Here is a 13,592-nt window from a genome sequence, read left to right on the forward strand (position 1 = left end):
GGTAAGTGGGTACGGCAGAGATTATCCCTGTTGGGTATTGGAGTAAATACCTATCGGGTATTTTTCAGAGTTGGTCGAACCGCCATGTGGCTTTGCCGACTATCGCCCAGGTATCGTCGATTTCTTGGATGCGCGGTTTGAAATCTTCATTCAGGGCGAATAGGAAGAGGCGGCCGTCTTCTTCGATCAGCTTCTTGAACGTGCCGGCTGTGTGATCTGCTTTTTTGGCGAACACGAAATCACCCGGCTTCCACTCCAGAGAGGGCTCGATTAGCACCTTGTCACCGCTCCAGAATTTTGGCTGCATTGAGAAGCCGTCTAGCTTGAGGATGAAGGCGTTAGGCGTGGGATTGCCTGGTGCGTCCAGCCATTCTTCGGCAGTGCCGGGCTGGTAAAGATCGATGATTTCCATTGCTGCTCCCGCGGCAGTAACGCCGACAACCGGTAGCTTCCCTTTAGGCGCTCCCACAGGCCACGCATCTGACTTATAGGTGCCTTCGCTGTCCGCAAGCATGAGTGCTGTTGCGGGTATGTCCAGATCGTAGGGGCTCAGTCCGAGCACCTGCTCGATTTGGCGTGCCATATCGTCGCCGATGCCCTTGTGACGTGTAGGGCCCGCGAATTGGCCGACCTGACTGGTTTCTTTATCCAGCTGCCGAGCCAGCTCGGCAACAGACAGCGGGCGGCTTGCCATCTCGCGGCGCAAGTTGGCGTGTCGAATCTCGGGGATGGTGGGGAGTTTTTTCATCCTTGAATTTTCGCTTATCCGTTACCTAGTGGGTAAGTGCCCATTGGCTATTGCAAAGCAATACCCGATGGGTAAGAATCTGCGCCAGAGGTGACCCATGAAACTCAGTGACTACATCCGTTCACTCGATAAACCCAAAGCGCCGGAGGGCAATCCGCTCTGCGACTACGCGCGGCGGTGCAACGTGACCATCGGATACATGAAGGTTCATGTGTTGTACGCCAGGAAGGAGCCGCGCTTTCGCCTACTGCTCGCGCTTGCTCATGAAAGCAACGGCGCTGTCAGCATTCCCGAGGTACTTCAGCATTTCGGTGTGGCCGAGGAGCAACTGCTCTACTCAGGCTCGCAAGCCGCTTGAATCACCCGCCACCACTTACCACCGCATTGCGGGGTGGCGTTGCCGGCACCGTGGCCTTACCAGCAGAGCGGGGCCGGCAGTAACCAGAGCAACAAACCTGACGCTACAGCGGCAGGTGCAATAGAGGCCGGAATCAGGATCCCACTTACCAATGATCTCCTGACCCGGCGTTCCGGTGACGCGGTTACCAGCCGCTTCACCTCAATAACCGTTTCCCCTGAGGCACAGCACGTACATAAGGGGTTTCGGCTGCTGTGGCCATAGGATAGGGCGCTGCCCGACCTGTGGCTATGGTAGTTAGCGGGGTTTACTACCAATGAGCACCAGTACAGCAATGACGGGCGGGCCAGTGCGCTCGCTCGCGGCGGCGATCGATCTGGATTGCCGCGAGTTCAAAGGCGGACACACGGCGGTGTGCGCCATCCTCGAGGAGCCTTACGGCCCTTTCCAGAAACGCCTTTCCAGTTCCTACCCTGAGCATCACTTGAACACCCTGCAGCTGGCCCGCGTGGTGGAGCTGACGCGGGGCCCGATGGTGCGTGAGTGGTTCGAGCAGGTGTTCGGCGTAGTGACCTACCAGCCCAAGCCGGTGCAGGCCAGCCAGGACGCGCTGAAGCAACTGAGCCGCCTGCTGGAGAAAGAGGGCAAGTTCGTTGGCAGCCTGGTGGGCGGCGCTGCGGACAACCAGTGGAACGCTGACGAAGTGGCTGCGCTCGAGGAGCACGGCTATGCGCTGATCGGCAAGCTGCTGGGCATCATGGCCGGCGCGCGTGAAGCGATGGAGGGCCGCCAGGATGGATGAGCACCAATTCGAACTTGCGCAGAAGGCTGAGGAAGCTCGCGTGGCGCAGGCTATTGCCAATCGTGTGCAGTACCAAGGCGAGAGCGCAGAAGAATGCGAGAGCTGCGGAACCGACATCCCCTTGGCACGGCGCCTGGCGGTACCGGGTTGCCAGACGTGTGTTGATTGCCAGAGTCTGCGGGAGCGTCGCGGATGACTGACGTCGACCTTCACTTCGGCGACTGCCTCGATGTAATGCCGGCGCTGCCGGATGGTCACTTCGACATGATCCTGGCTGACCTACCGTACGGCACGACCCAGTGCCCTTGGGATGTCGTCATACCCTTCGAGCCAATGTGGGAGCAGTACCTGCGCTTGGCCAAGCCGAATGCCGCAATCGTGCTGTGTGCAGCTCAGCCGTTCGCCTCGCTGCTGATCGCCAGCCAGATAAAGCTCTACCGATACGAATGGATCTGGGAGAAGGGAAACGCGACTGGCTTTCTTAACGCTAACAAGCAGCCACTTCGGGCCCACGAGAGCGCCCAGGTTTTCTACCGTGAGTTACCGGTCTACAAGCCACAGATGGAGCGCGGCTATCCGCGCAGCACCGCCAAGCGCGGTGCGTTCTTTTCCGAGTGCTATGGCAAGGCCATGACGCCTACTGAGTATGAGTCGACTGAGCGATTCCCGCGGTCGGTCCAGTTCTTCAGCAGTGACAAGCAGCACGCCAACTTCCATCCGACGCAGAAACCAGTCAGCTTCATGGAATATTTAGTGAGGACGTACACCGAGCCGGGTATGCGGGTGCTCGACAACAGCATGGGCAGCGGAACAACAGGCGTGGCGTGCGTACGTGCCGGCTGCCATTTCACTGGGATCGAAAAGAAGCTGAAGTACTTCGAGATCGCCCAGAAGCGCATACAGGCCGAGGTGAGTCGCCCGATGCTGGACTTGGTGGTAGGAGGCTCGCGTGGTTGATAAAGCCCCTATCGCAGCCTGGGCCCGGCGGTATATCGAGAACTTCAAACTTGCCCTGGTGCCGATACCCGAGGGCGAGAAAGGCCCGACTGGACGGGGCTGGAACAAGCCAGGCGGCTATATCACTGACGCGGCGAAGGCCGAGGCGCACTGGACGAAGCACCCGAAACAGAACATGGGTGTGTTGCTCGGTGCGAGCGGCGTTTGCTCGCTCGATGTCGACCACGTGGAGTGGACGCGCCAGGTGTTGGGCGACCTGCTGGGCATGAGCCTGGACGATGTGGCCGCCGAGCACGCGACCAGCGTGGGCAACCCTGAGCGCTTCCGCATCATGTTCGCGGTGCCGGCCGGCTGCGAGTTCAGCCGGCATTCGCTTGTGTGGCCCAACCCTGACGACCCGGACGGCTCCAAGCACAAGCTGGCCATGAGGGCGATGAAGCGCGCCCAGGAGATCGGCGACAAGGATTCGGAAGCGGAGATGCGCGCCAAGGCCAAGGCGCTCGCACCTGTGACGGTGTTCGAGCTGCGCGGCGGCGATGTGCAGGACGTGCTGCCGCCCTCGATCCACCCAGGTACTGGCCAGCCTTACACCTGGCGCACGGCGCCGGGCGCCGAAGGGTTCGGCGATCTGCCGCGCGACCTGGTGAACATCTGGACCAACTGGGAGGTGTTCAAGCGCATGGCGCTGGATGCTTGCCCATGGGCGCCGAAAGCGCCGGAGCCAGCTGCCAAGAAGGGCGCAGCGGCGAAGCCCTCGCCGGCCGGTGCGGGCGGGAAGGGCGAGTCGGTGGTGGATGCCTACAACCGCGCCTATGACGCCGCGGGCCTGCTGCAGGCCGCCGGTTACATGAGGCGTGGCAAGAAGTGGCTCTACCCGGGCAGCTCGACGGGCCTGCCGGGTATCTCGGTCAACGATGAAGGCCGGGTGTATTCGCACCACGGCGCAGACCCGTTGGCGAACGGCCACTGGAATGACCCGTTCGATGTGTTCTGCCTCCTCGAGCACGACGGCGACCAGAAAGCAGCGGTGAAGGCTGCGGCGAAGTTGCTCGGGGTGGATCACGCGAGCAAGCGCAAGCAGGTGGTGAAGCAGAGCGGCCCGAAGGCGGATGCACCCCCGGCCGCTGACGCGCCTGAGCTGCCGCCGCAGGCTGATGATCTTCCCCCGGCCCCATCTGACGCAGAGGCCGCCAGCGAGGCCGGCACCAACAGCACCGGGGGTGCGGGGGGAGGCTTCTCGCTGGCCTGGCTGCTACGGCGGTACGCGCTGATCGAGGGCACCACCCACGTATGGGATATCGATGCGGCGAAGAAGATCAAGAAGTCGGGCTTCATCGCGCATATCGGCAAAGAGTCGTTCAAGGAATGGGAGGCGGTCACCGACAAGCGCAAGAAGCGGGTGAGCGAGGAGTGGGTCAAGGATAACGAGCGCACTCAGGCGCTGGCCGGCAAGGCCCTGGGCGACTTCTCGATGCCGATGATGACGCGGTACGTGTACATCGACGGGACTAAGGACGCCTGGGACTACGCGAAGAAGCGGCGCATTGCTGAGGGCGCGGTGAAGATGGCCCTGGGCGATGCGTACAGCCTGTGGCTGAACAGCCCGGATCGGCGCGTAGTGGACATGAACCACATCGTGTTCGACCCGACGATGACGCATGACCCCGAGGTGTACATCAACACCTTCGAGGGCCTGCCGCTGCAGCCTGAGCGCAACGATGCAGCGTGCGAGAACCTGATCTGGCTGGTGTCGTTCCTGTGCAACCACGCCGAGGACGCGGCGCAGTGGCTGTCGCGCTTTCTGGCGTACCCGCTGCAGCATACGGGCGCCAAGCTGGATACGGCGGTGCTGATGCATTCGACTACCGAGGGTTCGGGCAAGAGCCTGTTGTTCTCGGTGGTGATGGGGCGCATCTACGGGCAGTACTCGGCGACGGTGGGGCAGACGCAGCTGGAAGGGTCGTTCAACGCCTGGCAGAGCGGGAAGATGTGGGCGGTGTTCGAGGAGGTTGTGAGCCGCGACCAGAAGTACAACCAGGTGGGAAAGATCAAGCAGCTGATCACCGGCCAGACGGTGCGCATCGAGTCGAAATTCGTCAATGGGTGGGAGGAGGCGTCGCACATGAATGCGGTGTTCCTCTCGAACGAGATCGTGCCGTGGCCGATCAGCGACAGCGACCGGCGATTCCTGGTGATGTGGCCCGAGGCGAAGCTGCCGGAGGAACGGCAGAAGGCGATCAAGCACGAGCTGGATAACGGTGGGGTCGAGGCGTTCTACGCCTGGCTGCTGGCCTATGACCTGGGCAACTTCGACAAGCAGACCAAGCCGCCCGTTACGCCGGCGCGCGATCGCCTGGTGGCGTTGAGCCGGGCGCCTTGGCAGACGTTCATGCATCTGTGGCGCCTGGGCGAGCTGGGCGCGAACCTGTGGGGCGCCTGCCTGAGCAGCGACCTGTACTCGTTGTTCCTCGAGTGGTGTCAGCGGGGCAAAGAGCACTCGATGAGCCAGACGAAGTTCTCGCTGTTCATCACGACGATGGACGTCGACAAGACTCGCGCCATCCCCTGGACGGATCGCAACACCAGGCGATTCGCGGCGTTCTTCTTCCCGAAGGATGAGGAGTCCTTCCTGCCACCATCCACCACGGCGGCCGTGCTGGGCAAGCATGTGGTCGAGTGGCGCGACCGTGCCCGCAAGGCCGGCTGGAACGTGGACAAATGGGACCACGTGCAGCAGGTGGCAGCATGACTACGACCAAAAGTGTGTTGGGTGTGTTGGGTATGTGTTGGGTTGGTTTTGGCAACCTTACACACATTGCGCCCAGTAATTCCGGGCGTTGCGGCGGTGTGTGTTGGGTGTGTTGGGTTTACGCGCCCGCGCGCGTGCGTATGCGAAAAAAATCACTCTCCCTCCCTTGGCGTAACTCATCCCTCCGCTGCGTTTTTTCTCCACGCGAGACCCTGAAAAACCTTACCAACCCAACACACCCAACACACATTGCTTTAAAGCTTTGTTTTGAAAGGGTTTTGGTTGTGTTGGGTGTGTGTTGGGTTGAGCAATTTTGTGTTGGGTTGGGTTTTGAGCGGGGGAATGGCGATGAATGAGGTGATCGAGGCGCTGTTGGTGGCGTGGGGCGAGGAGGTGGTCAGCCCGGCCCTGGATGTGAGCATCCGTTCGCCGCTGGGCACGATGGATGAGGAGGGGGGGCGTGGGGTTGGTGGGTCGCGCTGCTTGTCGAGCGTTGAGTGCGAGGTGGCGGTGAGCCGTGCTTCGGCTGCCGTCGACCGGGGCATCACGCTACTGGCCGCCGATGAGGCGGACGGCGGCCTGGGGTCGAAGGGCAGGGCGCTGCGGTACCTGGCCCATGTGCGATACACGTCGCGCCCGAAGCTGGCGGTTGCCGCGCAGTGCCACACGCTGGGCATCAGCATGCGGACGTATCGCACGCGCGTCGGCGAGCTGCACCAGGAGCTGGCCAAGGTGCTGCCGGGCGTAGCGGCCGAGCGGGATGTGGAAGAGCGTGGTACCGATGCGGCGGCAGCTGCTCGCTCGCGGGCACGTGCAGTGCGGTCGGCTGCCAAGGCTGAGGCGAAGCGCCTGGAGCTGTTGAAGGCAACCGGCAGGGCGAATCGGGATGCCTATCGAGCGGCAGTGAAAGCCAATGGCCTATGACCGTTCGTCGGGGTGGTTTGTCGTGAACCGTGCGCGAACCGTGCGTGAACCCTGCGTGAATCGTTCAAGCCAAAACAGCCCGTTGCGGGCGTTGCATGTCGGGGGGTAAAAGGTGCCCAGGCTTTATTGCGGTGCCCGCGATAAACACCCTGCACGGTGCTGTGCAACTCGACGGTCGCTCCCCCGCGCCGTCACCGCCCCCTCGGGGGCAACCATTCCGAAGCCCTGCCGACCTGGCGGGGCTTCTTCGTTTCTGGCCCTTGGCCGCTTGGGAGTGTTCACGATGGGCGAGCCAACAGTCGCTGCGATTGGTGTCGCCGGGGCAGTAGGTGCCGGACTGTCGGGCTTTTTCGTGGGCGTCGATGGCAACGCGGCTACCGGTGCGCTCTGCGGTGCGCTGGTGTTCGTGACGACTCGCCCCGACCTCGGGTTGCTTGAGAGGATCGTGTACTTCTTCGTCAGCTTGGTGATGGGCTACCTATTCAGCCCCGCGCTTTCTGAGTTGGAGTTCATGGGCATTCGGCCGTTCGCCTATTCGGGGCCGGCTGCATTCGCGGCGGCTGCGCTGGTTGTGACCGTCACCGTGGTGGCGATCAAGAAGCGCGGGCCACCGCCGCCCGTATCGGGAGACGCTGATGGCTAGTTTGATCATGACCCAGGCCACCTTCTGGTTGTGCGTGGTGCTCTTCGTTCGTCTCTTCACGTTTCAACGTGGCGCCCTTCGCTTTCGGCGCGGTATGTCGTGCCTGGCGTACGTGGCGATGGCCAGCGCTGGTGCGGCGGTGATCCACATACTGCAGGGCGATTTGGTGTTGCCCGGGCATGCGTGGCCGCTGGTTGTGCTGCTCACGATCTTCACCGGGCTGGTCGTACGGGCGCGCGGCAACCTGGCCGCCGTGCTGCGGCCCAGCGCCTCGGGCTGGAATGGCCTCGAGCGCCGGCGCCGTGGCGAACCTCGGCCCTGACAGAAAAAGGTACTCCCGGCGGGGGTCGCCTCATGCGGCGACGTAGACCGCGGAAAATTCTCAGATAGACGGACATATAGGGGGTTCCGCTTCCGGTTGTCTGTCTCGGGCCTTTGGAGTGGTTCATGCCTTCGCAGAAAGAGATCGCTGAGCACCTCGATATGAGCGAGCGCAACTGCCGCGATGTGCTCAAGACGCTCGACCTCGACTGGACCGTCGAGACCATCGACAGGATCCGCGTCGCCTATATCCGAGACCTGCGCGAGAAAGCTGCCGGTCGCGGCGGCAGCCAGGTTGAAGCGCTCAACTCAGCGCGCATCGAAGAATCCACGGTTAAGGCCGCCAACGGCCGCCTGACCTATCACGAAAAATTGGGGACGCTGGTACCGGCTGCTGATGCGGCGTCGGCTTTACGTGACTGGGCAGGCTTCGCCAACCGCGAGTATCAGAGCGGCGTGGAGAAGATCGTCCAGCAGTTGGAGGCCGAGCATCAGATCAGCATCGACCGCGACGGGGTGAGCCGCATTGCTGGATCTACAGTCAGCCGAATTGGAGGCTATGCGGATAAACTTGGCCGTCGTATTGCTGGACGCGGCCCTGCAATTCAACCCGCCGAAGGATCAGCCGACAGCTGAGTACATCGAGAACGAGTTCTACCTGCCGGCCGAGGCGGGCGTGCTCCACGGTCTCTACGAGTTCTACTACACCCCGTATTTCCTTGGCGTTGCCGCGGCACTCGATGACCCGGAGGTGAAGGAAGTCGATCTGATGAAGGCCGCCCAGATCGGCTGGACCTACTTCCTGATCGCCTTCATCTTCAAGCGCATCACCGGGCGGCCCATGCCGATCATGGTGCTGTTCGCCAAAGAAGGCGACGGCAAGTCGTTCCATGACGAGAAGCTGGTGCCCGCCATCAGGGCAAACGAGGCGGTCGGGCGTCTGGTCGATGTTGAGACCGCGAAGAAATCCGGTAACCGCTGGAACCACAAAGGCTTCCCGGGCGGCTTCCTGAAACTGGTCGCGTCCAACTCGCCCGGTAACGTCAAGTCGACATCTAGCGTCGGCCTGGCCGTGGTCGAGGAACCCGACGACACCAGCGATGACGTGAAGGGGCAGGGGGATGCCATCGGCCTGCTCGAGGAGAGGGTCAAGCGCTACCCAGGTTCCAAAACCGTGGTCGGCGGCACTCCGTCACTCAAGGGCCTTTCGAAGACGGAGCAGCGCCTCAAGCAGACCGACCAGCGCGTGCTGCCAATCGTCTGTCACGAATGCGGCGAAAGCCACGTGCTGGACTTCGCACACATCACCTACCTCACCGGCGACCCTGAGGCCGGCGATGTACCGCATGAAGTGTATGGCTACGCCAAGCCCGATACGGCCAAGTACGTTTGTCCGCACTGCGCCTGCATGTGGGACGACTACCAGCGCAAAGACAACATCCGCCGCACCTGCTTTGACGCGCTCGAGCGTGGCGACCCAATGCGCGGCTGGGTGGCCACGGCGCCGTTTTATGGCAAGGCTGGCTTCATGGAGCTCAGCGAGCTATACGCCTGCCTTCCTGGCACCACGCTGGCAGATCTGGTTCGCGAGAAGTTGGCAGCCGAGAAGCTGGCCGACGCCGGCGACCCGAAGCAGCTGATCAAGTTCGTCAACCAGAAGCAGGGTCGGGCCTACGAGTACCGCACCGACCTGCCTGAGGCGGACAAGCTGCGCGAGCGCTGCGAGGACTACCGCGAGCTGGTCATTCCGGCCGGCGGGCTGATGCTGTTCCTCACTGTCGACGTGCAGCACGACCGGATCGCACTGATCCTACGTGCCTGGGGCCGCGGTGAGGAAAGCTGGCTGGTGCTGTGGACGGAGATTGCCGCGCAGAGCGGCACCTCGGACAAGACCGACCCCGTATGGGCCGAGCTGGACCGCATACTGTTCGGCACCTACGCCCACGCCAAGGGCTACCGCCTGCGGGTCAGCGCGGCCAGCATCGACTCCTCGGACGGCCAGACCAACGACGCGGTTTACAACTACGTGCGCACCCGCAAGAAGCGCTTCGCCAAGTTGCTGGCCATCAAGGGCAGCACCAACGTGGACGCCGAGATCCTCACCGCGCCGCGCAAGATCGACCTCAACACGCAGAGCACCAAGGCCTCGCGCTACGGCCTGCAGGTCTACCAGGTCGGTGTCACCAAGGCCAAGGATCTGCTGTTCGAGCGGTTGAAGGTCACTGGCCACGGGCCGGGGCGCATGCACTTCTATCAGGGCGTGCGCGCCGACTACTTCGACCAGCTGCTGGCAGAGGTCAAGGCGCCCAGCCGCAAGCACGGCGGCAAGAAGGTGTACCAGAAGAAGGCCGGCGCCGCGAACGAAGCACTGGACTGCGAGGGTTACCAGATCCACCTGGCCCGGTACATGCGCCTGCACCTGAAATCACCGAGCGACTGGGACGACATCGAAGCCGGCCTGATGCAGGTCGACCTGCTGGCCGAAGCAGACGAGCAGGCACCGCTGGTGGCTGAAGACGGCAAACCAACAGCTCCGCCGCCGGCCGCCAAGCCTGCTGGCATGAGCCTGGCCGACCTCGGCCGGATGATGAACGGAGACGACTGATGATCACCCAGCAGCACCAGCTGCAGGAGGCGCGGAATGCGCTGCACCTGCTGCTCACTGGGCAAAGCACCGTGAGCATTCAGCGCGACGGCAAGAAGGTGGATTTCTCACCGGCCAACCGCCGCGACCTCGAAAACTACATCAGCCAACTGGAGGGCCAGCTGGGTGTCGGCGGCCCGCGCCGTCGTGGCCCAGCTGGTGTGATCGCATGAAGACAGTCGAGATCCTTGCCCCCAACGGTCTACCCGCGCGCGAGCAGCTCAGTACTTGGCAGGGCGCCGCCGGCGGCTTCGGTGGCCAGCTGGAGCGTTGGCTACCGTCGATGAAGAGCATGGACGCCGCGCTGCTGCCAAACCTCAAGCTCGGCAATGCGCGCGCCGAGGACGTCACGCGCAACAACGCGTTCGCCGCCAACGGCGTGCAGCTGCACATCGATAACATCGTTGGCCACCTGTTCCGCCTCAGCTACAAGCCACGCTGGAAGCGCCTGGGCATCAGCGATGCGGACGCCCGCGCGTTCGCCGAGGATGTCGAGGCTTGGTGGTTCGAGTTCGCCGAGGATCCCGTAGGCTGCTGGCTCGACGTGGAGCGCAAACGCACGGCCACCATGATGGTGCGCGAGGCGGTCGGCACCCACACCCGCCTGGGTGAAGTGTCCGCCGCCGCTGAATGGGTGGAGCGCCGTGGCACGCCCATGCGTACCGCTGTTCGCTTGGTCAGCCCCAAGCGCATCGGTAACCCCGGTGATCGGTCGGACACCGCCACTATTCGCGGCGGTGTTGAGTTCGACCGCAACGGCGTGGCGATCGCGTACCACGTACGGCAGCTGGCCTCGGGCGGCATGGGCCTCGGCAATGGTTATGGTCGCGAGTGGCGCCGCGTCGAGCGAGAGGCGGCCAACGGGCGCCTGAAGTTCATCCACGTGTTCGAGCCCACCGAGGACGGCCAGGCCCGCGGCGCCAATCAGTTTCTGAGCGTGCTCGAGCAGAGCCACATGCTGCCCAAGTTGCAGCACACCAAGCTGCAGAACGCGATCGTCAACGCCATGTACGCGGCGACCATCGAGAGTGAAATGGGCACCGATGCAGCACTGGAGATCATCGGCGCTGGTGATGAGGGCGTGAACAACATCACCAAGTACATGATGGCGGTGAACAGCTTCAACACCGGAAGCAAGCTGTCGCTGAACGGCGTGAAGATCCCGCATCTGTTCCCAGGCGAGAAGCTACACCTGCAGACCAGCGGCAACGTCGACAACGGCTATGCCGACTTCGAGTCGAGCATCCTGCGTTGGATGTCGGCGGGGCTCAACGTGCCTTATGAGCCGTTCGCCCGCGACTACCGGCAAAGCACCTACAGCAGCGCCCGTGCCTCGATGATGGAAGGCTGGCGTTACTACATGGGCCGCCGCAAGGTCATCGCCTCGCGCTTTGCAACGCACCTGTTCGTGCTGGCGTTCGAGGAGGCGCTGCAGCGGCGCCTCCTCACGCTACCGCGTAATGCCACCCGAGGCTTCTACGAAGCGCGCGCCTCCTGGTGCAACTGCGACTGGATCGGCGCCGGCCGCCTGGCCATCGATGGCCTCAAGGAAGTGAAGGAATCCGTGCTGCGCATCCAGGAAGGCCTCAGCACCTACGAAAAGGAGCTGGCCATTCTCGGCGAGGACTACCAGGAAACTTTCGCCCAGCAGGTGCGTGAAATGAACGAACGCCGGGAGGCTGGCCTGCCGCCTCCGAGTTGGATGCGCACGCAGGAACTTTCGCCGGAAGTCGCCGAGCCCACCGAATAGGACAGGCCATGAACCAATATCCACATATCGCCAGCCGGGTGCTGAACACGCCCTTGTTGCTGGAGCCTGGCTACGCCCGGGTGTTTTTCAGTGCCCTGAGCAGCCGCCTTGGCATTGCCTCGCTTAGCGACGAGCAGGGCGCCGTCGACATGAGCCAGAAGCTGCGGGTGGATGCTCGCAGCTACAGCAAAACGGCCACCAACCGCTGGGGCGAAGAGGAAGTGCTGTTCCAGGTCGTGGACGGCGTGGCGCTGCTCGACGTGAAAGGCTCTCTTGCCCACAAGACCGGCAACCTCAAGCCCTACAGCGGCATGACCGGCTACGACGGCATCATCAACCGCGCCGCCATGATGTTCGCCGAGCCGGATGTGAAGGGCGTGCTGATGGACATGCACACGCCCGGCGGTGAGGTGTTTGGCTGCTTCGATACGGCCGACCGCCTGCGGCAGCTGTCGCAACAGGCCGGCAAGCCGATCTGGTCCCTTGCTTGCGACTCGTCCTGCTCGGCGGGCATGGCGCTCTCCAGCGCGGCCAGCCGTCGGCTGATCACACAGACCGGCTACGTCGGCTCGGTGGGCGTGGTCATGGCTCACGCCAGTTATGAAGACTACCTGGAGCAGGAGGGCATCAAAGTCACGCTCATCCACTCCGGGGCGCACAAGGTGGAGGGTAATCCTTACGAGGATCTGCCTGCCGAGGTGCTGAGCCGCTTCCAGGCCGACACCGACGCCTTGCGCCAACAATTCGCCGAGCTGGTGGCCCGCAACCTGGGGCTTTCCGTCGAGGCGGTACTGGCCACCGAAGCCGCGGTGTTCCGTGGCCAGGCGGCAATCGATGTCGGCTTCGCTGATGGCCTGGTCAACGGGCATGAAGCGGTGGCCGAGTTCTCTGAGTATCTGTCCACGCAGGGCAGGACAACCACCATAGGAGCCACACGCATGACCGGGACAACCCCCGCGCCATCTGCCGAAGCTGCCCCACCTGCGCAGGCAGGTAGCCAGCCGGCAGCACCCTTTGATGCTGCTGCAACCGCCAGCGCCGAGCGCGCTCGCGTACAGGGCATTCAGCAGCACGCCGAGGCCGAAGGCCGCAGCAAGCTCGCCAGCCACCTGGCCTTCAACACGGAAATGAGCGTCGACCAGGCCGCTGCCCTCTTGGCCGCAGCGCCAAAAGAGCAGGGCGCCGCCCTCGATGCCAGTACCGCGCTGGACAAGATGATGGCCACTGAAGAACAGCCGAACCTCACCGCAGGTGCAGGCGACGCCAAACCCACCCAGGCCCAAGGCATCGCAGCCAGCTGGGCCAAAGCCACGGGAGCGAAAGTCTGATGGCCATCGTTCAACAGCCCGTCGACAACTGGGTCACCGGTTCCGACTCGTACCAGACCACCCTCGTCACCATCCTGCAGGGCCAGAACCTGCTGGAAAAAACGCCCCTCGGCGTCGTCGAGGCCAGCGGCAAGGTGGTCGCCTGGGATCCTGCAGCCAGCGATGGTCGCGAAAAGGCCGTGTACATCACCGCCTATGCCGTTGACGCCACCGGCGCCGACCAGCAGGCCCAGGTGATCAAAACCGGCACCTTCAACCCCGAGCAGGTCGTCTGGCCGGCCGGTACCACCGACGCGCAGAAACGTGCAGCCTTCGTGGGCTCGCCGATCAGCCTGCAACTGCCCGTATAAGGGCGCCACACCACACCC

15 protein-coding genes are annotated in these 13,592 nt (G+C 63.2%); 14 read left to right on the forward strand and 1 reads right to left on the reverse strand.

What is annotated here, in order from left to right; genetic code table 11:
- Nucleotides 1–64: 64 nt before the first annotated feature.
- The gene (locus tag K8U54_RS19135; protein WP_249907297.1) at nt 65–748 is read right to left on the reverse strand and encodes a S24 family peptidase; all 684 of its coding nucleotides are present in this window, start codon (nt 746–748) and stop codon (nt 65–67) included.
- A 97-nt stretch (nt 749–845) separates the two neighbouring features.
- On the opposite strand from K8U54_RS19135, the gene K8U54_RS19140 reads away from it, so the two are divergent.
- The 14 genes from K8U54_RS19140 (at nt 846) to K8U54_RS19205 (ending at nt 13,574) form a co-directional block, all read left to right on the forward strand.
- Nucleotides 846–1,106: a squalene/phytoene synthase family protein gene (locus tag K8U54_RS19140; RefSeq protein ID WP_249907298.1), complete on the forward strand. Its 261-nt coding sequence runs from the start codon at nt 846–848 to the stop codon at nt 1,104–1,106.
- Between the two features lie 484 nt (nt 1,107–1,590).
- Nucleotides 1,591–1,908: a hypothetical protein gene (locus tag K8U54_RS19145; RefSeq protein ID WP_249907299.1), complete on the forward strand. Its 318-nt coding sequence runs from the start codon at nt 1,591–1,593 to the stop codon at nt 1,906–1,908.
- Nucleotides 1,901–2,104, forward strand: a complete 204-nt coding sequence (locus tag K8U54_RS19150) for a TraR/DksA C4-type zinc finger protein (RefSeq protein WP_249907300.1) — start codon at nt 1,901–1,903, stop codon at nt 2,102–2,104. The genes K8U54_RS19145 and K8U54_RS19150 overlap by 8 nt, the downstream gene beginning before the upstream one ends.
- Nucleotides 2,101–2,865: a DNA-methyltransferase gene (locus tag K8U54_RS19155; protein WP_249907301.1), complete on the forward strand. Its 765-nt coding sequence runs from the start codon at nt 2,101–2,103 to the stop codon at nt 2,863–2,865. Before K8U54_RS19150 ends, K8U54_RS19155 begins: the two co-directional genes overlap by 4 nt.
- A complete protein-coding gene (locus K8U54_RS19160; protein ID WP_249907302.1) occupies nt 2,858–5,614 on the forward strand; it encodes a bifunctional DNA primase/polymerase in 2,757 nt (918 codons plus the stop codon). The genes K8U54_RS19155 and K8U54_RS19160 overlap by 8 nt, the downstream gene beginning before the upstream one ends.
- A 348-nt stretch (nt 5,615–5,962) precedes the next feature.
- Entirely contained in the window at nt 5,963–6,538 is a 576-nt protein-coding gene (locus K8U54_RS19165) for a hypothetical protein (protein WP_249907303.1), read from the forward strand.
- Between the two features lie 283 nt (nt 6,539–6,821).
- The gene (locus K8U54_RS19170) at nt 6,822–7,181 is read left to right on the forward strand and encodes a putative holin (RefSeq protein ID WP_249907304.1); all 360 of its coding nucleotides are present in this window, start codon (nt 6,822–6,824) and stop codon (nt 7,179–7,181) included.
- Nucleotides 7,174–7,503, forward strand: a complete 330-nt coding sequence (locus K8U54_RS19175) for a phage holin family protein (RefSeq protein WP_249907305.1) — start codon at nt 7,174–7,176, stop codon at nt 7,501–7,503. The genes K8U54_RS19170 and K8U54_RS19175 overlap by 8 nt, the downstream gene beginning before the upstream one ends.
- A 125-nt stretch (nt 7,504–7,628) precedes the next feature.
- Nucleotides 7,629–8,138, forward strand: coding sequence for a hypothetical protein (locus tag K8U54_RS19180; protein WP_249907306.1), 510 nt, complete (start codon nt 7,629–7,631; stop codon nt 8,136–8,138).
- Entirely contained in the window at nt 8,074–10,107 is a 2,034-nt protein-coding gene (locus K8U54_RS19185; RefSeq protein WP_249907307.1) for a phage terminase large subunit family protein, read from the forward strand. Before K8U54_RS19180 ends, K8U54_RS19185 begins: the two co-directional genes overlap by 65 nt.
- Complete coding sequence (gene gpW, locus K8U54_RS19190) at nt 10,107–10,319, forward strand: gpW family head-tail joining protein (protein ID WP_083652157.1); 213 nt, start codon at nt 10,107–10,109, stop codon at nt 10,317–10,319. The genes K8U54_RS19185 and gpW overlap by 1 nt, the downstream gene beginning before the upstream one ends.
- Nucleotides 10,316–11,896 (forward strand): phage portal protein, encoded by a 1,581-nt coding sequence (locus tag K8U54_RS19195; protein ID WP_249907308.1) that lies wholly within the window; start codon nt 10,316–10,318, stop codon nt 11,894–11,896. Before gpW ends, K8U54_RS19195 begins: the two co-directional genes overlap by 4 nt.
- Nucleotides 11,897–11,904: 8 nt before the next feature.
- Nucleotides 11,905–13,224 (forward strand): S49 family peptidase, encoded by a 1,320-nt coding sequence (locus K8U54_RS19200; protein WP_249907309.1) that lies wholly within the window; start codon nt 11,905–11,907, stop codon nt 13,222–13,224.
- Nucleotides 13,224–13,574 carry a head decoration protein gene (locus K8U54_RS19205; protein WP_249907310.1) on the forward strand — a complete coding sequence of 117 codons (351 nt, stop codon included), beginning with the start codon at nt 13,224–13,226 and terminating at the stop codon, nt 13,572–13,574. Before K8U54_RS19200 ends, K8U54_RS19205 begins: the two co-directional genes overlap by 1 nt.
- Nucleotides 13,575–13,592: the final 18 nt, after the last annotated feature.

It is taken from the genome of Pseudomonas fulva, from assembly GCF_023517795.1.
GTDB lineage: Bacteria > Pseudomonadota > Gammaproteobacteria > Pseudomonadales > Pseudomonadaceae > Aquipseudomonas > Aquipseudomonas fulva_D.